The following is a 17061-nucleotide window of genomic DNA, read 5'->3' as shown; positions in this document are numbered from 1 at the left end:
GAACGCAGTTACCAAAGGTTAAAGCCGACCAATCGAATCATGCGGCTTTTTCGGCGCTTTCCACCGGCAGCGTCACCCGGAAGGCCGCGCCGCCCTGCCCGGGCAGGTAGGTGATCGCGCCGCCGAGCTTCTGCATGATCTCGCGGCAGATCGCGAGGCCGAGTCCGGCGCTGCCTGCCGCCGACTGATCGGAGAGGCGGCAGAATTTCTCGAAGATGACGCTCTGGCTCTGCACCGGAATGCCGCTGCCGTTGTCGATGAAGTCGACCGAGACCTTGCCGCCGCGGCGCTGCACCGCGATCCGCAGCTGCGGCTCCGCTGCATCGCAGTATTTCCGGGCATTTGCGATGATGTTGATGAAGACCTGCGCCAGCCTGTCGGTATCGGTGCAGATCAGGATGTCCTCGTCCAGCGTGTCGCGCCGCACCGCGAGGCCGCGGTCGGGATTGATCGAGCCGGTCGCCGCCAGCGCCCGGGCGATGACATCGCGCAGCCGCACGCTCTCGCGGTTGAGCGAGGCCTGGCCGTGCTCCAGCACGCTCAGGTCGAGCAGCGCATCGAGAAGCCGGGTCAGCCGCTGCGCCTCGTCGTGGATGATCGCGGCGAATCGCTGGCGCTCCTGCGCCTCCATGCCCTCGCTGTCCATCAGGATCTCGGAAAAGGCGCGGATCGAAGTCATCGGCGTCCGCAGCTCGTGGCTGATCTGGCCGAGAAACGAATCCTTCTGCACCGACAGCTCGGTCAGTTTCTGGTTCGCCTCCCGGAGCTGCCGCGCGGTGCGCGACAGTTCCTCGGACTTGGCCTGCAGCTGGATCGAATGCTCCATGATCTGCGCCGCCTCGTCGGCCACCGCCATCAGGTCCTCGACCGAAACGGTGGTGCCGATGGCGATCTGGCCGATCATCGCATGGGCCGTCGCCGCCCCCACCGAGCCCGCCAGCTCCCGCTCCAGCCGGTCGAGGAAATCGGGCGTGGTGTCGGGCAGGAACCCGGCCTTGCCCTGGATGCGCGCCTCGGCGGCGAAGAGATCCTGCGCCTCGCGCGGGCCGAGGATGCGCTGCGCCATGATCAGCAGGTCCTCGGCCTCGGCCTTGGACTGGCTCCAGCCGCGCGGCCCCCGCGAATAGTCGAAGACATTGACGAACTGCGCGCCCTGCAGCCGCTCCACCGGGGTCGGGAAGCTGGCGATCGAGCCGAGCAGGAACCCCGCGCAGTTGACCGCCATCGACCAGATCACCGAATGCACGACGGGATCGAGCCCCTCGATCCCGAAAAGCGCATGCGGCCGGAGCCAGCCGATGCCGAAAGGGCCATCCGCGAAGGTGGCTGCCGAAAACACCACGCCCTCGCCGAAGCTCGGCAGGAACAGCGTATAGGCCCAGACCGCCGCGCCGAGGCTGACCCCGGCCGCGGCGCCGATCCGGGTCGCGCCGCGCCAGAAGATGCCGCCGACCGCGGCGGGCATGACCTGGACGACGCCGGTGAAGCTGACGAAGCCGATCGCCGCCAGCTCGCGCCCGCCGCCCGACCAGACGTAATAGACATAGCCCAGAGCCAGCACGCCGGCGATGGAGAGGCGCCGCGAGGTCAGGAGCACGGCCCGCAGGTTGCCCGGCGCCTCGGCGCGCAGGCTCAGCCAGAGCGGCAGCACGATATGGTTCGAGATCATCGTCGCCAGCGCGATCGCCGCGACAATCACCATCGAGGTGGCCGAGGAGAAGCCGCCGAGGAAGGCCAGCAGCGCCAGCATGTCATGGCCATGCGCCAGCGGCAGGGTCAGCACGAAGAGGTCCGGATTCGCCCAGGAAGGCAGCTCGGACATGCCGACCGCCGCGATCGGGATGACGAAGACGCTCATCGCCGCCAGATAGAGCGGGAAGGCCCAGGAGGCGGTGGCGAGGTGGCGCTCGTCCTCGTTCTCGACGACCAGCACCTGGAACATCCGCGGCAGCACCAGGATTGCCGCCCCCGACACGAAGATCAGCGCCAGCCAGCGGCTGCGGTCGAGCGGGATTTCGGCCAGCGGCGAGGCGTTGATCCGCGCCGCCACTTCGCCGATGCCGCCCGCCACGCCCCAGACGATGAAGCTGCCCACGGCAAGCAGCGCGAAGAGCTTGACCAAGGCCTCCAGCGCGATGGCGGTGACCACGCCGTGATGGCGCTCGTTCGCATCGACGTTGCGCGTGCCGAAGAGGATGGCGAAGACCGCCATGCCGCCCGCGACCCAGATGGCAGTGGCGCGCTGGTCCGGCACCGGGAAGCTGCCGGGCGTGCCTTCGGCGAAGACGCCGAAGCTCAGCGTCACCGATTGCAGCTGCAGCGCCAGATAGGGCGTGGTGCCGACCACCGCGATCACCGTGACCATGCCGCCCAAGAGCGCCGACTTGCCGTAGCGCGACGAGATCAGGTCGGCGATCGAGGTGATCCGCTGCGACCGGCCGATCCGCACCAGCTTCCTCAGGCACCACCACCAGCCGATCAGGACCAGCGTCGGGCCGATATAGATCGTCAGGAATTCGAGCCCCGAGCGGCTCGCATAGCCAACCGCGCCGTAGAAGGTCCAGGCGGTGCAGTAGATCGACAGCGACAGCGTGTAGACCAAGGGCGAGCGCAGCCAGCGCACGCCGCCGCGCAGGGCCCGCCGCTCCGCCCAGTAGGCGATGACGAACAGGAGCCCGACATAGACCAGCGAGACCGAGACCAGGAGGTCAAAGGACATCCTTGCCCTCCGCCCGCTCCTCCGGCGCGCCCTCCTGCAGCCGCGACTGCAGCCGGACCGAGATCACGCCCGTGACCGCGACGAGCAGCCCCCAGGCCAGGAACAGGTAGATGCCGCGTTCCGCAAGCCCGGTGGCCTCGCCGGGCTCGGGCTGCGGCCACAGCAGCGGCACGAAGAACAGGATGATGCCGAAGACCGGCACCGCCCGCGAGGCGTCCACCAGCCGCCGCCGCCGGTAGGACTGGCGTTCCAGGAACAGGGGCACACGCGGCCCGTTCATGTCCCCAGGAGGCTGTTGAGCGTGTCCAGAACCTCGCGGTTCGAAAACGGCTTCGTCATGAAATGGCTCACCCCGAAGCTCTCCGCCCGCTCCCGGTCGCGCACCTGTCCGCGCGCCGTCAGCATCATCACCGGCAGCGCCTTGGTGTCCGGATTGGCGCGCAGGTCGCGCAGGATGTCGTAGCCGCTCCTCCCGGGCAGCATGACATCGAGCACCACCACGTCCGGCTTGGCGCGCGACACGGCATTCACCGCCGTCGCGCCATCGGCATGGCTCGAGACCGTCCAGCCGTCGCGGGCCAGGATGAACCTCATCGCCTCGGTAATGTTCGGCTCGTCTTCGATCAGCAATACGTGTCGTCCCATCCTCGCTCCTCCGCGGGCAGGTCCGTTTTTCTTGTGTCCAACCTATCCCCCCTTTGCCGGCCCCTGTCAAAGATCCGTGTCAAACTCCGGCGACCATGACCGAAGGTTCCTGCCGCGCCCGGCAATCGGCCAGCACGCAGACCCGGCAGGCGCTGCCCACCGGCAGGCCCGCGGCCTGCGGCTCCTCGGGCTGCGGCAGCAGCACCATCCAGGCCTCGCTCAGGCAGGGCCCGCCTCGGCGACGCGCGCGGGCGCCCAGCCGCCGGCGCCGACGCGTTCCAGCGTGCCGACGAAGCTGCGCACCTGGTTGTGCAGGAAGGAACGGGCGCGCACGTCGAAGCGGAACTCGGTGCCGTTCGGCACCTCGTGCGCGGTGACGTCGAGCCGGTCGAGCGTCTTCACCGGGCTTTCCGCCTGGCAGATCGAGCTGCGGAAGGTGGTGAAGTCGTGGCGGCCGACGAGATGCCGCGCGGCCTCCTGCATCGGCTCCAGCTCCAGCTTCTGGCGGACATGCCAGACGAGGCCGGCCTCGTGCGTCGGCTGGGCGCGGCGCGACAGCAGCCGGAAGATGTAGCGCCGTTCGCGGGCGGAGAAGCGGGCATGCCAGTCATCGGGGGCGCGGGCGGCCTCGAGGATGGCGACCGGGGCGGGCTTCAGGTGGTAGTTCAGCGCCTCGGCCAGGCGGAACGGGTCCCAGTCGCGCGCCATGTCGCAATGCGCGACCTGGCCGGTGGCATGGACCCCGGCATCGGTGCGGCCGAGGGCCTCCTCGACGGCCTGCTGGACCGACGGGTGCTCGTTCTGGCGCTGCCAGCCCGAGAAGGGCGCGCCGTGATATTCGATCTTCAGGGCATAGCGGGGCATGCGCTGCGGCTACTGCCTCGGCGGGGTTTGCGCAAGGGGGTGCCCGCCGCCCGGACCCCGAGGGGCCCGGACGCCGCGCCGGTCTCCGGGCGGCATCACCCCGATCAGCGGCGCGACGAAGCCCGGCCGCATCGGCGGCGGCTCGCGGCCGTCGAACACGTGCCGCGACAGGAACAGCCCGGCGACCGCGCAGATCACCAGCACGTTCAGTGCCAGCGACAGGCCGACGGCGATGCGCCAGGCCAGCTGGCATGGTCATCCCTCCGGCAAGAGCCCGGCCAGTGCCGGGAATTCATAGATCATCTGCAGCCCGAAGGCGCTGTCATAGACGGAGGCGCCGCTGAACCCGGCGCCGGTCCCGGCCGAGAGGCCGATCCAGAGCCCGGTCAGCCCGGCCGCGACCAGCCCGCCGGGCAGCGCGAACCCAGGCCCCGGACCGGAGCCGCGAGGTCGCCCGCTTCGACGGCTGGACCGCCGATTTCGGCGCTTGCACGCTGACCGATCCCGAGGGCGGCACCGTCTCGCTCTCGGCCGCCGAGGCCTCGCTGCTGCGGGCCTTCGCCAATGCCGCCGGGCGGGTGCTGAGCCGCCGCTTCCTCCTCGACATCGAGGGGCCCTCGGATCTCGAGACCTTCGACCGCGCCATGGATGTCCGCATCTCGCGGTTGCGCCGCAAGCTCGGCGACGACCCCAAGAAACCGCGTGCGATCAAAACGGTCTACGGCGCGGGCTACGTGTTCACGCCGCGCGTGGATTGGGCGCAGGGGGCCCAGACCGAGGCACCCTGACGCGGGTCGCAGGTATTTGATCGAAACAGTCGGGTTTAGTCTGTACTCTCCGGAACATTCTTCCTAGAGAAGCACCGAGAAGGAGCCAGCCACCGCCACGCTCTGCGATTGATCCAGTTTCCAGGAGCCTGCCGATGGAATCCCGCCCCTTCCTTGCCGCGTTCGGCCTTGCCGCGCTTGTCGCAACGTCCGCCGCCGCCCAGTCCGTCGAGATCGAGACCGCCCGCGGTCCCGCAACGGTCGAGGCCAATCCCGGCACCATCGCGGTCTATGACGCCGCGGCGATCGACACGCTGCAGGCGCTCGGCGTCGAAATGGCCGGCGTGCCCTCGCCGCTGATGGTGCCCTATCTCGCGGATGTCTCCGCCGCGGCCCAGCCGGTCGGCACGCTCTTCGAGCCCGATCTGGAGAAGCTGGCGCAGCTCGCCCCCGACCTGATCATCGTCGGCGGCCGGTCCGTGTCGCAGCTCGACTCGGTCGCCCGCGTCGGCACCGCCATCGACATGACCATCCCGACGGAGAACATCGTCGAGACCGCGCTGGCGCGGATCGAGGCCTATGGCACGCTGACCGGCCGCGACGCCGAGGCCGACGCGCTGGAAGAGAGCATCCGCACCAAGCTCGAAGCCGCCGAAGCCGCGGTCGAGGGCAAGGGCAACGGGCTGGTGATCCTGACCAACGGCCCGAAGGTCTCGGCCTATGGCGCGGGCTCGCGCTTCGGCTGGATCCACAATGCCGTCGGCCTGCCCGAGGCGCGCGAGGGCCTGTCGACCCAGACCCATGGCGAGGCGGTCTCCTTCGAATTCATCGCCGAGGTGAACCCGGACTGGCTGCTGGTCGTCGACCGCGGCGCGGCGATCGATGCCGAGGGCGAGAGCGCGGCGCAGACGCTCGACAACGCGCTGGTGCGCGAGACCAACGCCTGGAAGAACGGCCATGTCGTCTATCTCGACCCGGCGCGCATGTACATTTCGGGCGGCGGCGCCCAGGCGCTGGAAGGCGTGCTGGACCAGATCACCGAAGCCTTCGCCGCCGCCGACAGCTGATCTCCGGTTCCAGCCGCCGCCATGAGCCGTCCCCTCCTCCTGACCTGCCTGGCCCTTCTGGGCCTGGTCGCCGCCTCGATCCTGGTCGGGGCGGCCTCGATGTCCCCCGTCCAGCTGCTGAGCGATCCGGAGGGGCTGAAGCTCCTGCTGCTGAGCCGCCTGCCGCGCACCGCCGCGGCGATGCTCTCGGGCGCGTCGATGGCGGTGGCGGGGGTGATCATGCAGCTGCTGGTGCGCAACCGCTTCGTCGAGCCGGGCACCACCGGCACGGTCGAGGCGGCGATGCTGGGCCTTCTGGCCGTCACCATGCTGGCGCCCGGCGTGCCGATCCTCGGCAAGATGGGCATTTCCGCCGGGGCCGCGCTGATCGGCATGGCGGGCTTCCTCGCGCTGATCCGCCGCCTGCCCCCCGAAGAGCCGCTGATGGTCCCGCTGGTCGGCATCATCTACAGCGGCATCATCGGCGCGGGCACGACCTTCATCGCCTACCAGGCCGACCTGCTGCAATACCTGGGCACCTGGATGAACGGCGAGTTCTCCGGCGTTCTGGCCGGGCGCTACGAGCTCTTGTGGCTCGCCGGGCTGGTCGCGGGCCTCGCCTATCTCTTCGCCGACCGCTTCACCATCGCGGGCCTCGGCGAGACCGCCAGCATCGGGCTGGGGCTGAACTACGTGCAGACGCTCTGGATCGGCATGATCACCGTGTCGGTCGTGACCGCCATGGTGGTGGTCACCGTCGGCGCCGTGCCCTTCGTCGGGCTGGTGGTGCCGAACATCGTCGCGCGGATCATGGGCGACAACCTGCGCGCCTCGCTGCCGGTGATGGCAGGGATGGGCGCCGGGCTGGTGCTGGCCTCCGACGTGCTCGGCCGGATCATCCGCTTTCCCTACGAAATCCCGGCCGGGACGATCTTCGGCGCCGTCGGCGCCGCCGTCTTCCTCTGGCTTCTGCTCGGACCGAAGCCCCGTGCCCGATAAGCGCCTCCTCGCCCTCGGCGCGGCCCTGCTGGCCGCCTGCGCCTTCTTCCTGTTCTGGGGGCTGAAGGGCCCGACCGGCTTCATCCTCGAGCTGCGCGCCACCAAGCTCGCCGCGCTGCTGCTGGTCGGCGCCGCGGTCGGCATCTCTACCGTGGTGTTCCAGACCGTCACCGGCAACCGCATCCTGACGCCCTCGATCATGGGCTTCGACTCGCTCTTCCTCCTGGTGCAGAGCCTGATGGTGCTGACCATGGGCAGCCTCGGCTACGCGATGGCCGACGGTCCGGCGAAGTTCCTGCTCGACACCGCGCTGATGATGGCGGCCTCGCTGGCGCTGTTCTCGCTGCTGATGGGGCGGGGACGCGGCGACCTGCACCGGATGATCCTCGTCGGGGTGATCTTCGGCCTGTTTTTCCGTTCGATGACCGCCTTCGTGCTGCGGCTGATCGATCCCAGCGAATTCGCCGTGGTCCAGCAGGTGATGTTCGCCAGCTTCGGCGCGGTCGACACCACCCAGCTGGCCATGGCGGCCGCGCTGTTCGTGCCGGTCTTCGCCGCGATCTGGAAGCTCGCCCCGGCGCTCGACATCGTGGCCCTGGGCCGCGACAGCGCGATCGGGCTGGGGCTGCGCCATGACCGGCTGTCGACGGTGCTTCTGCTGCTCGTGGCCGCATTGGTCGCGGTCTCGACGGCACTGGTCGGCCCGGTCAGCTTCCTCGGCCTCCTGGTCGCCGCGCTGGCGCACCAGCTGATGCAGACGCCGCGCCATGTGCTGCTGCTGCCCGCCGCCGCGCTGATCTCGGGGCTCGTCCTGGTGATCGGCCAGGGCGTGTTCGAGCGCATTCTCGGGCTCCAATCCACGCTCGCCGTGATCATCGAGTTCTTCGGCGGGCTCCTCTTCCTCTATCTCGTGCTCGGAGGCCGCCGCAGATGATCGCCATCCGCAACCTCAGCCACCGCATCGGCGGAGCGCCGATCCTGACCGACGTGACGCTGGACCTGCCCAAGGACGGGATCACCGCCATCATCGGACCGAACGGCGCGGGGAAATCGACGCTGATGGGGCTGATGGCGCGGCTGCTGCCGATCCAGGAGGGCAAGGTCGAGGTCGACGGGCTCTGCGTGACCCGGACCAGGACCGACCTCCTGGCCAAGCGGCTGGCGATCGTCACCCAGCGGGTCGGCGTGGCCAGCCGCCTGCGGGTGGGCGATCTCGTCGGCTTCGGCCGCTGGCCGCATCACCATGGCCGTCCGCGCCCCGAGGATCATGAAGCCGTGGAGCGCGCGCTCGAGGCCTTCGACCTCGTCGAGCTGCGCGACCGCTTCCTCGACGAGCTGTCGGGCGGGCAGAACCAGCGCGCCTTCATCGCCATGGGGCTGGCGCAGGAGACCGACTGGCTGTTGCTCGACGAGCCGCTGAACAATCTCGACATGTACCATGCCCGGGCGCTGATGGCGCGGATCCACGCGCTCAGCCGCGCGGGCGGGCGCTCGGTGGTCATGGTGGTGCATGACATCAACTATGCCGCCGCCTGGGCCGACCACGTCGTGGCGCTGAAGGACGGCCGGCTGGCCGACCAGGGCGCGCCGCGCGACGTGCTGACCGCGCCGAAGCTGTCGGAGCTTTTCGGCATGGAGATCGGCGTCGAGGAGATCAACGGCCGCCCGACCGTGCTGCACCACGCCTGAGGCAGGGAGGGGGCACGGCCCCCTCCCCGGCCCCTCCCCCGCGCGCAGAAAGCCGGTCGGCGCATCCCCAGCAGCGCATTGGTCAGCAGCTCGTGGAGCTGGGCCACCGCACCGACCGGCCACCGACAGGATAAGGAGGCGCGCGCAGGTCGCGGCATGCACCGCCTTGGAGCCAAGCTTTGCCAGTGCCGCCTCCGCCTTGGGCTTTTCCGGGGAGATGCAGCTCAACCGAAGCGCAATTCGTCAGGCCGCCAGCGCCGGCGCAGCCACGCAGAGCACGATATGGGCGACCGTCGTAAGGCTATAGGTCGCGATGGCGCAATCCATCAGCTGCGGTTAGGGACGGCCCATGCCGTCGAAGGCAAGGGACTGACCTTGTCCCCGGCTCCCGGACGGGGCCGATATTCAGGATGCGGCCATCTTGGCCACCATGCCGGTCCTGGCCTGCGCAGGGGCTAGGCCGCCGATGCCGGAGCGGCGGCGCTGCCGGTTGCAGGAGATGCGATGCATTCGAACAGCGCGGCTTTCGCCTCCTGGCGTGACCCGACCTCGGGGCGGCGGACCAACGCGTCCTTCGGCGATCCGGAGGCGCTCTCCATGGTCCGTCTCGGCGGACCAGCTTGAACTCGGGGAAATCGCCATTCCTGCTCATTGCAGCGGAGGCCTTCCTGGCATCGAGAAGCCGTCGATAGCCGCCGCATGCCGGCCTCCTCGGACGCCCATCCGTTTGCCAAGCGCGCCCCTCGGCCAGCGCCGCCGCGGCGGGCGGCAGCGGCACCGGCGGCAGCGGATCGCCCTCCAGCCGGAAACTGTCGAGCGCCACCGTGAATTGCAGCGCGTTCAGGCCGTTGGGATCCTCGGTGAAGCCGAAATTCATGAAGGCCTGGGCAAAATCGTCCAGGTCGAGGCTTTCGTTCAGCAGGGCATCGGCGCCGAACAGGCCGGTGGCGGGGGCGCTGATCTGGACATTGAAGCTGGCGACCCCGGCATTCAGCTCGCTGCCGTCCAGCAGGATCGGCTCGACCGCGGGGTTCCAGGGATCGGAGGCGAGGAAGCCGCCGGCATTGGCATCGGCGTCGTTGTCGAGGGCCGTGGCGCCGAACAGGCTGCCGGTCGGCGCGGTGTCGCGGCTGTTGTCGACCTGGAAGATGCCGCCGCCGATGCCGGCCACCTGCGCGGTGCTTTCGGCGGCGGCGAAGGAAAAGGCGTGGCCGCGGGCGATCGCGGTGATCCACATCGGCATGTCGGCAGCGAAATAGCTGTCGGGATCGGCCGGGCGGGCATCGGGATGGGCGATGTCATAGGCGAAGCTGCCGGTGACCCGGTCTTGGAGCTGAAGGCCGATATCGAGATTGTCCCCGCGCTGCGCGGAGACCGAATTGACCCGGCCGGTCCATTCGAAGGTGATCGGCGCCGCGGCGGCCATTCCGGCGGCGGCCAGCGCCGCCGCGGTTGCAACCAGAAGCTTCATGCTCCCCCCTGCTTCCCGCCATGATAGCACGGAGGGGGAGGGCTGTCTTGCTTTGCGGGCCGGGGCGTCAGGCGACGTTCTTCATGCCGAGCACCCGGGCGCGGGCGCGCGGGTCGCTGTCGAAGAGCGAAGCGAGCTGCTCGGTCATCGCGCCGGCCAGCTGCTCGACATCGGTGATCGTCACCGCGCGCTGGTAGTAGCGGGTCACGTCATGGCCGATGCCGATGGCGATCAGCTCGACCGCCTTTTTCTTCTCGACCATGGCGATCACGTCGCGCAGGTGCTTCTCGAGGTAGTTCGCCGGGTTCACGCTGAGCGTGGAATCGTCGACCGGCGCGCCGTCGGAGATCACCATCAGGATCTTGCGCGCCTCGGGGCGGCCGATGACGCGCTTGTGCGCCCATTCCAGCGCCTCGCCGTCGATGTTCTCCTTCAGCAGGCCTTCCTTCATCATCAGCCCGAGATTGTTGCGGGTCCGGCGCATCGGCGCGTCGGCCTGCTTGTAGATGATGTGGCGCAGGTCGTTGAGGCGGCCGGGCTGCTGCGGACGGCCCGCGTTCAGCCATTCCTCGCGGCTCTGGCCGCCCTTCCAGGCGCGCGTGGTGAAGCCGAGGATCTCGACCTTGACCGAGCAGCGCTCCAGCGTGCGCGCCAGCACGTCGGCGCAGATCGCCGCGATCGAGATCGGGCGGCCGCGCATCGAGCCCGAGTTGTCGAGCAGGAGCGTCACCACGGTATCGCGGAATTCGGTGTCCTTCTCGACCTTGAAGCTGAGCGGCGTCGTCGGGTTGGCGACCACGCGGGCCAGACGGCCGGCATCGAGGATGCCTTCCTCGCGGTCGAATTCCCAAGAGCGGTTCTGCTGCGCCTGGAGCCGCCGCTGCAGCTTGTTGGCCAGGCGGCTCACCGCGCCCTTCAGGGGCTCGAGCTGCTGGTCGAGATAGGCGCGCAGCCGTTCCAGCTCGGCCGGCTCTGCCAGGTCCTCGGCGCGGATTTCCTCGTCATGTTCGGAATTCCAGACGGTGTAGCCGAGATCGGCCTCGCTGACGGGCGGCGGCGGCGGCGGGTCGAGCGGACCGGCGCCGTCGGGCAGGTCGCTTTCCTCGCCCATCTCGGCATCTGCCATCTGGTCCATGACCACCTGCGCCTCGGACTGGTCGCCGGCGTCGTCCTGGGACTGCTCGGGGGCGGCGTCATTGTCCTGCGGCGCGTCTTCCTGCTCGCCGTCCTCGCCTTCCTGGTCCTGCTGGTCCTCCTGGGTCTCGGCCTGGTCCTCGGGCTCCTCCTCGTCGGACATGTCCGGATCTTCGCCGAGCTGGTCGCCATAGCCCAGATCCTCGATGATCCGGCGCGAGAAGCGCGAGAAGGCCGCCTGGTCGGACAGCACGCGGTCCAGATCCTCCAGCGTTCCGCCGGCCTGGCCCTCGATATGCTCGCGCCACAGCTCCATCACGTTGGCGGCGGCGGGCGGCAGGTCGCGCCCGGTGGCGAGATGCCGGATCAGGTAGCCCGCGGCGACGGCAAGCGGCACGTCCTTCGGGTCGGAGACCGTGGCATAGCCCTTGCGCTCGGCCTCCCAGGAAATCTTGGCGTCGATATTGCCGGCGGTGCCGGGCATCACGCGGGCGCCCATCGCCTCGCAGCGCGCGGTTTCCATCGCCTCGTAGATGTCATGCGCCAGCTGTCCGGGCGGGGCATAGCGGGCATGGGTCGCGGCGTCGTGGAACTTGCGGTTCAGCGCATAGGCATCGGCCGTGCCGCGCGCCAGCAGCACCTCGGCGCGGGTCATCCGCCGCGAGATCTGCGGCAGGCGGATCGAGTCCGCGTTCATGCCCGGCGGGTCGACCGAATAGCTCACCGTCATCTCGGGATCGTCGGCCATGACCTTGGTGGCTTCGGCCAGGGCCTTCTTGAACGGATCGGCGGGATTGTCGGTGGGCTTGGACATCTGGTTTACCTGCGCTTGCGTCTGTCCTGCGTGCCACAGGCGGCGGCAGGGGGCAAGGCCGTGGCCCCGGCAGCGCGGGCTGCGGGGCGCGGGCCGGTTTCATTCCGCCCAGAAGGCGGGCAGGGCGGCGAGCCGCTCCCATTTGCGCTGCGCCTTCTTCCAGTCCTGCGCGGCGGCCTTGCCGAGCCGGGCCAGCAGCGCGTCGAGCGCATCTTGCGCGGCGGGCGTTTCCGGTGCCAGCGGCGCGCCGGGCGCAGTCAGCCGCTCCAGCGTGGCGATGTCGTTCAGCCTGCCGAAAAGCTCCTGCAGGCGCTTGAGCCGCTTGAGGAATTTCTCCGTGTCCTCGCTGGGATGCAGGGCCGCGGCGAATTCCGCCTGGTAGCGCAGCTGCTTCAGCGCCTTGCGCAGCGCATGGCGGGCCTCGGTGTCGAGCCCGGCAATGCCGCGGGCGCGCTTTTGCGCCTTCGCCCAGCTCAGATCCAGCGCGGCGGCGGCGCGGGGCGCGACCGGTCTCCATCACCGAGACCGTGCCGCCGATCTCGGAGGTCACGAAGAGCCGGGTGCCGTCATCCGAATAGACCGCGTAGCGCGGCCGCTGGTCGACCAGCACGTTGTGCTTGATCCGGTAATCCGAGGTGTCGATGAAATGCGCCATGTTGGTGGTCTCGGAGGTGTTGACCACGAAGCGCGCGTCGGGGCTGATCCCCATGCCCTCGGGCTCCACCCCCACCGGCACCTCGGCCAGCACCTGGCGGGTGTTGACGTCGGTCACCGTGACGAGGTTGTCGTCCTCGTTGGCGATGAACAGGGGATTGCCCGACGGGTGCAGCACGAACAGCTCGGGACGCTGCCCTCGGCCAGGCGCGAGGCCAGCAGCTTCACCCGTTCGCCTGCCGCCTCGCACCAAGCGCCGGGGAAGGGCGAGAGGCCGCGGATCAGCCGGTCGACCTCTTCCGCCGGGCGGCTCCAGTCGATCCGCGCCTCGGCCTTGTCGATCTTGGCGGCATAGGTGACGCCGTCTTCGGGCTGGGGGGCGGGGACGAGCGTGCCGAGCCGGGACAGGGCGTCGGTGATCAGCCGCGCGCCCATCTCCGACAGGCGGTCATGCAGCCCCGCGGTGGTTTCTTCCGCCCCGATCGGCGTGGCCTCCCGCAGCAGCACCGGCCCGGTATCGAGCCCGGCTTCCATCTGCATGATGCAGACGCCGCTTTCGGCATCGCCCGCCATGATCGCGCGGTGGATCGGCGCCGCGCCGCGCCAGCGCGGCAGCAGCGAAGCATGGATGTTGAGGCAGCCATGCCGCGGCGCATCGAGCACCGGCTGCGGCAGGATCAGCCCGTAGGCGACCACCACCGCGACATCTGCCCCGAGCGCGGCGAACTCTGCCCGGTCCTCGGGGGATTTCAGCCTGGCGGGATGGCGCACCGGCAGGCCGAGCGCTTCGGCGCGGGCATGGACCGGCGTGGGGCGGTCCTTCTTGCCGCGGCCGGCGGGGCGGGGTGGCTGGGTGTAGACGCAGGCGATCTCGTGGCCTGCGGCCACCAGCGCGGATGACGCGCATGATGCTCTCCCGCTGGCATGTCCTGCGGGCGATATAGCGGCGCCGCCGCACGGGGGCCACCGTCTTTGCCCGGAGGGACGGGGCGCTCCCGCCCGTCGTTGCCGCGCTTTCGCGCAGCACCTCCCGTTGGGCCGGGCCGCTGCGCGGCGCGGGAGACATGGGCTGTCGCCAAGGCGGTCGAGCCGCTGCTCTGACCCCTTGCAGGCGGCACGAAGACGCGCGACAAGCCCGGGCATGACCCGTTCGCTCCTCACCCCGCTCGTCGCCGCCCTGCCTGCCACCGTGCCGTTCATCGGCCCCGAGGAGATGGAGCGCCGCCGCGGCCGCCCCTATGCCGCGCGGCTCGGCGCCAACGAGAATGTCTTCGGTCCGTCGCCGCGTGCGGTTGCGGCGATGCAGGCCGAGGCGGGCGAAGCGTGGAAATACGGCGACTCCTCCTCGAAGGAGCTGCGCGCGGCGCTGGCGGCGCATCTGGGCGCGGCCGAGGCGAATGTCCTGATCGGCGAGGGGATCGACGGGCTCCTCGGCCTGCTGGTGCGGCTGACGGTCGGGCCGGGCGACAAGGTGGTGACCTCGGCGGGCGCCTATCCGACCTTCAACTACCATGTCGCGGGCTTCGGCGGCGAGATCGTCACCGTGCCCTATCGCGGCGACCGGGAGGATCCGCAGGCGCTGATCGCAAAGGCGCGCGAGGTTGGCGCCAAGCTGGTCTACCTGGCCAATCCCGACAACCCGATGGGCACCTGGCACGATGCCGCAACCGTGCAGGCGATGATCGAGGCGGTGCCCGAGGGCTGCCTGATGCTGCTCGACGAAGCCTATATCGAGTTCGCCCCGGAAGGCACGGCGCCCGCGCTGGTGCCGGACGATCCGCGGGTGATCCGGATGCGCACCTTCTCCAAGGCCTACGGGCTGGCGGGCGCGCGGGTCGGCTATGCCATCGGCGAGGCATCGCTGATCGCCGCCTTCGACCGGATCCGCAACCATTTCGGCATGTGCCGGATGAGCCAGGCCGGGGCGCTGGCGGCGCTGCAGGACCAGGTGCATTTGGCCCGTGTGCAAGCCGATGTCGCGGCCGCGCGCGACCGCATTGCCGCGATCGGGGCGGAGAACGGCCTGCAGGCGCTGCCCTCGGCCACGAATTTCGTGGCGCTCGATTGCGGCGCGGACGGGGCCTTTGCCAAGCGCGTTATGGAAGAACTCGACGCGCGCGACATCTTCATCCGCAAGCCCTTCGTTGCGCCCGAGGACCGCTGCATCCGGATCTCTGCCGGGCGGCCGCAGGATCTGGATCTGCTGGCCGCGGCGCTGCCGCAGGCGCTTGCCGCCGCGCGCGCCGCGGACTGAAAGCGCGCCCGGCTTTGCCGCGCTGCTGGCGGCCGCGCTCCCTGCGCTGCGCCTTGCCCGGGTCAGCCCGGCGCGCCTTCTGAGGGTCTTTGCCGATGCCCGCTAGGATCACCCGCCGCCATGCGCTGGCCCTTCTCGCCACGGCTGCCGGTCCCGCCATGGGGCAGGGCTTTGCCGGGCTCGGACAGGATGCCGACGGCTTCGCCCTGCCGCAGCCGGACCCGGTCTTCCGCTTTCCGCGGGATCACGGGCCGCATCCGCGCTTCCGCATCGAATGGTGGTACGTCACGGCGAACTTGAAAACCGCCTCCGGCGAGGACCGCGGCATCCAGTGGACGCTGTTCCGCTCGGCGCTGGCCCCGCAGGAGCGGCCCGGCTGGGCCTCTCCGCAGATCTGGTTCGCCCATGCCGCCATGACCCGGCCCGGCGCACATCTGGTGGCCGAACGCCGGGCCCGCGGCGGCATCGGCGAGGCGGCGGACGAAACCGGCGCGACCAAGCAGGAAGCCCCGGCCGGGAAGGCCGCCGTGCCCGAGACCGGACCGGCGGCCGCGAAGCCCGAGCTTTTCGACGCGGCGCCCGGGGATGCCGACGACCTGCGGCAGATCACCGGCGTCGGGCCGAAGCTCGAGGACGCGCTGCATGCGCTCGGGGTATACACTTTCGCGCAGATTGCCTCCTGGGGGCCGGCCGAGATCGCCTGGATCGACGAGAATTTCGACGGGCCGAAGGGCCGGATCACCCGCGACGACTGGGTCGGCCAGGCCAAGGCCCTGCTGGAGAAGGACTGACCCATGACCCGGCACCAGCCCAGCGACGAAGAGATCCGGCTCGCCCGCAAGGGACGCAGGGCGGCGCTCGTCGTGGCGGGGACCATGGTGCTGTGGGTCCTGGTGCAGCTTGCCGGCGCGAATTTCGGCCTGCCGGTGCGGCTCGCGTTCCTCTTCGACTTTGCGGCGATCGCGGCCTTTGTCTGGGCCCTGGTCGTCACCTACCAACTCTGGCAGGCGCGCGGTTCCTCGCGGCCCCCCAATGGAGGATAGCCCATGCTGAAGGACGAAGATCGCATCTTCCTCAACATCTACGGCATGCATGACCGCTCCCTTGCCGGGGCGAAGAAGCTCGGCCGCTGGGACGGCACCGCGGAGATCATCGCCAAGGGGCGCGACTGGATCGTCGAGGAGATGAAGAAATCCGGCCTGCGCGGCCGCGGCGGCGTCCTTTCCTCGCCGTCCGGCGCGGGAAAATCGACGCTGGCGCGCAGGCTGCGGGCCTGGGATGCCAATATCGGCTTCTCGGTCTCGGCAACCACCCGGGAACCGCGCCCGGGCGAGGAAGACGGCGTCGACTACCATTTCCGCTCGCGCGAAGNAGTTCCTCGCCATGGTCGAGAACGGCGAGATGCTGGAACATGCCGAGGTCTTCGGCAATCTCTATGGCTCGCCCGCGGGGCCGGTCTTCGACGCGATGAACGAAGGCCATGACGTGCTGTTCGACATCGACTGGCAGGGCGGGCAGCAGGTCCGCAACTCGGCGCGCGCCGAGGATGTCGTGTCGATCTTCGTGCTGCCGCCGTCGATCGCCGAGCTGCACCGCCGCCTGGAATCCCGCGCCCAGGACAGCGCCGAGACCATCGCCAAGCGGATGGCGCGGTCCCGCGACGAAATCAGCCATTGGGNCGGAATACGATTACGTGCTCATCAATAACGACATCGACAAGGCGGAGGCGGAGCTGCGCGCCATCGTCACCGCCGAGAGGCTGCGCCGCTCGCGCNCAGCCTGACCTGATCCACCGCGTGCGCGCGCTCAACGAGGAATTCGAGGCCGGCNCTATGACGCTTTACGCCCTTGGGAACGACGCTCCGCAGCTTCCGGAAAACGGCGATTGCTGGGTGGCGCCCGACGCCAACCTGATCGGCAAGGTGGTGCTTGAAGAGGGCGCCTCCGTCTGGTTCGGCGCGACGCTCAGGGGCGACAACGAGACGATCACGCTCGGCCGCGGCAG

Annotated in this window: 18 protein-coding genes and 4 pseudogenes; 11 read left to right on the top strand and 11 right to left on the bottom strand. The window is 69.8% G+C overall.

Annotation, left to right across the window (positions count from 1 at the left end; genetic code table 11):
• Positions 1–37 precede the first annotated feature (37 nt).
• The 6 genes from C7T91_RS30750 to C7T91_RS30730 all read right to left on the bottom strand — a co-directional run bounded on the left by C7T91_RS30750 (position 38) and on the right by C7T91_RS30730 (position 4432).
• A complete protein-coding gene (locus tag C7T91_RS30750) occupies positions 38–2719 on the bottom strand; it encodes an ATP-binding protein (RefSeq protein WP_108263604.1) in 2682 nt (893 codons plus the stop codon).
• Positions 2709–2999, bottom strand: a complete 291-nt coding sequence (locus C7T91_RS30745) for a hypothetical protein (protein WP_108263603.1) — start codon at positions 2997–2999, stop codon at positions 2709–2711. Before C7T91_RS30745 ends, C7T91_RS30750 begins: the two co-directional genes overlap by 11 nt.
• Positions 2996–3364, bottom strand: a complete 369-nt coding sequence (locus tag C7T91_RS30740) for a response regulator transcription factor (protein WP_108263602.1) — start codon at positions 3362–3364, stop codon at positions 2996–2998. The genes C7T91_RS30745 and C7T91_RS30740 overlap by 4 nt, the downstream gene beginning before the upstream one ends.
• A 79-nt stretch (positions 3365–3443) precedes the next feature.
• The gene (locus C7T91_RS38250) at positions 3444–3572 is read right to left on the bottom strand and encodes a hypothetical protein (protein WP_269102759.1); all 129 of its coding nucleotides are present in this window, start codon (positions 3570–3572) and stop codon (positions 3444–3446) included.
• An 11-nt stretch (positions 3573–3583) separates the two neighbouring features.
• Positions 3584–4228, bottom strand: coding sequence for a tRNA pseudouridine synthase A (locus C7T91_RS30735; RefSeq protein ID WP_108263601.1), 645 nt, complete (start codon positions 4226–4228; stop codon positions 3584–3586).
• 9 nt (positions 4229–4237) lie between these two features.
• Positions 4238–4432, bottom strand: coding sequence for a hypothetical protein (locus C7T91_RS30730; protein WP_108263600.1), 195 nt, complete (start codon positions 4430–4432; stop codon positions 4238–4240).
• 290 nt (positions 4433–4722) lie between these two features.
• Between C7T91_RS30730 and C7T91_RS30725 the strand changes: the two genes are divergently transcribed.
• From C7T91_RS30725 to C7T91_RS30705, 5 genes are all read left to right on the top strand, one after another.
• A complete protein-coding gene (locus C7T91_RS30725; RefSeq protein ID WP_108263599.1) occupies positions 4723–5016 on the top strand; it encodes a winged helix-turn-helix domain-containing protein in 294 nt (97 codons plus the stop codon).
• A 134-nt stretch (positions 5017–5150) separates the two neighbouring features.
• Positions 5151–6062, top strand: a complete 912-nt coding sequence (locus C7T91_RS30720) for a siderophore ABC transporter substrate-binding protein (protein WP_108263598.1) — start codon at positions 5151–5153, stop codon at positions 6060–6062.
• 21 nt (positions 6063–6083) lie between these two features.
• Positions 6084–7040, top strand: a complete 957-nt coding sequence (locus C7T91_RS30715; RefSeq protein ID WP_108263597.1) for an ABC transporter permease — start codon at positions 6084–6086, stop codon at positions 7038–7040.
• Positions 7030–7974, top strand: a complete 945-nt coding sequence (locus C7T91_RS30710; RefSeq protein WP_108263596.1) for an iron chelate uptake ABC transporter family permease subunit — start codon at positions 7030–7032, stop codon at positions 7972–7974. Before C7T91_RS30715 ends, C7T91_RS30710 begins: the two co-directional genes overlap by 11 nt.
• Entirely contained in the window at positions 7971–8729 is a 759-nt protein-coding gene (locus C7T91_RS30705) for an iron ABC transporter ATP-binding protein (RefSeq protein ID WP_108263595.1), read from the top strand. The genes C7T91_RS30710 and C7T91_RS30705 overlap by 4 nt, the downstream gene beginning before the upstream one ends.
• A gap of 301 nt (positions 8730–9030) precedes the next feature.
• Here the strand turns inward: C7T91_RS30705 and C7T91_RS30700 are convergent, their stop codons facing one another.
• The 5 genes and pseudogenes from C7T91_RS30700 to fmt form a co-directional block, all read right to left on the bottom strand.
• A complete protein-coding gene (locus C7T91_RS30700; RefSeq protein ID WP_108263594.1) occupies positions 9031–10200 on the bottom strand; it encodes a hypothetical protein in 1170 nt (389 codons plus the stop codon).
• Between the two features lie 67 nt (positions 10201–10267).
• On the bottom strand, positions 10268–12148 hold the full coding sequence (gene cobT, locus C7T91_RS30695; RefSeq protein ID WP_108263593.1) for a cobaltochelatase subunit CobT: 1881 nt from the start codon (positions 12146–12148) through the stop codon (positions 10268–10270).
• A gap of 99 nt (positions 12149–12247) precedes the next feature.
• Positions 12248–12625: a CHAD domain-containing protein gene (locus C7T91_RS40270; RefSeq protein WP_407943361.1), complete on the bottom strand. Its 378-nt coding sequence runs from the start codon at positions 12623–12625 to the stop codon at positions 12248–12250.
• A gap of 34 nt (positions 12626–12659) precedes the next feature.
• Positions 12660–13001 (bottom strand): annotated as a pseudogene (locus C7T91_RS30685) (hypothetical protein); the annotation flags it as partial.
• Entirely contained in the window at positions 12917–13744 is an 828-nt protein-coding gene (fmt, locus tag C7T91_RS30680) for a methionyl-tRNA formyltransferase (protein WP_108263631.1), read from the bottom strand. The pseudogene C7T91_RS30685 and the gene fmt, both read right to left, overlap by 85 nt.
• Positions 13745–13943: 199 nt before the next feature.
• On the opposite strand from fmt, the gene C7T91_RS30675 reads away from it, so the two are divergent.
• From C7T91_RS30675 to C7T91_RS30655, 6 genes and pseudogenes are all read left to right on the top strand, one after another.
• Positions 13944–15056, top strand: a complete 1113-nt coding sequence (locus tag C7T91_RS30675; protein WP_108263592.1) for a pyridoxal phosphate-dependent aminotransferase — start codon at positions 13944–13946, stop codon at positions 15054–15056.
• A gap of 95 nt (positions 15057–15151) precedes the next feature.
• Positions 15152–15847, top strand: a complete 696-nt coding sequence (locus C7T91_RS38245) for a lipocalin-like domain-containing protein (RefSeq protein ID WP_108263591.1) — start codon at positions 15152–15154, stop codon at positions 15845–15847.
• Positions 15848–15850: 3 nt separating this feature from the next.
• Positions 15851–16099, top strand: coding sequence for a DUF5337 domain-containing protein (locus C7T91_RS30665; protein ID WP_108263590.1), 249 nt, complete (start codon positions 15851–15853; stop codon positions 16097–16099).
• Between the two features lie 3 nt (positions 16100–16102).
• A pseudogene (locus tag C7T91_RS34135) lies at positions 16103–16273 on the top strand (NADH-quinone oxidoreductase subunit F); the annotation flags it as partial.
• Positions 16256–16879: pseudogene (gmk, locus tag C7T91_RS37590) on the top strand (guanylate kinase); the annotation flags it as partial. The pseudogenes C7T91_RS34135 and gmk, both read left to right, overlap by 18 nt.
• Positions 16880–16888: 9 nt before the next feature.
• Positions 16889–17061, top strand: a pseudogene (locus tag C7T91_RS30655) (gamma carbonic anhydrase family protein); the annotation flags it as partial.

The sequence above is a fragment of the Mangrovicoccus ximenensis genome, from assembly GCF_003056725.1.
Lineage (GTDB): Bacteria > Pseudomonadota > Alphaproteobacteria > Rhodobacterales > Rhodobacteraceae > Mangrovicoccus > Mangrovicoccus ximenensis.
The sequence above is the reverse complement of the archived record's forward strand: the minus strand, read 5'-3'. Positions and strand labels throughout refer to the sequence as shown.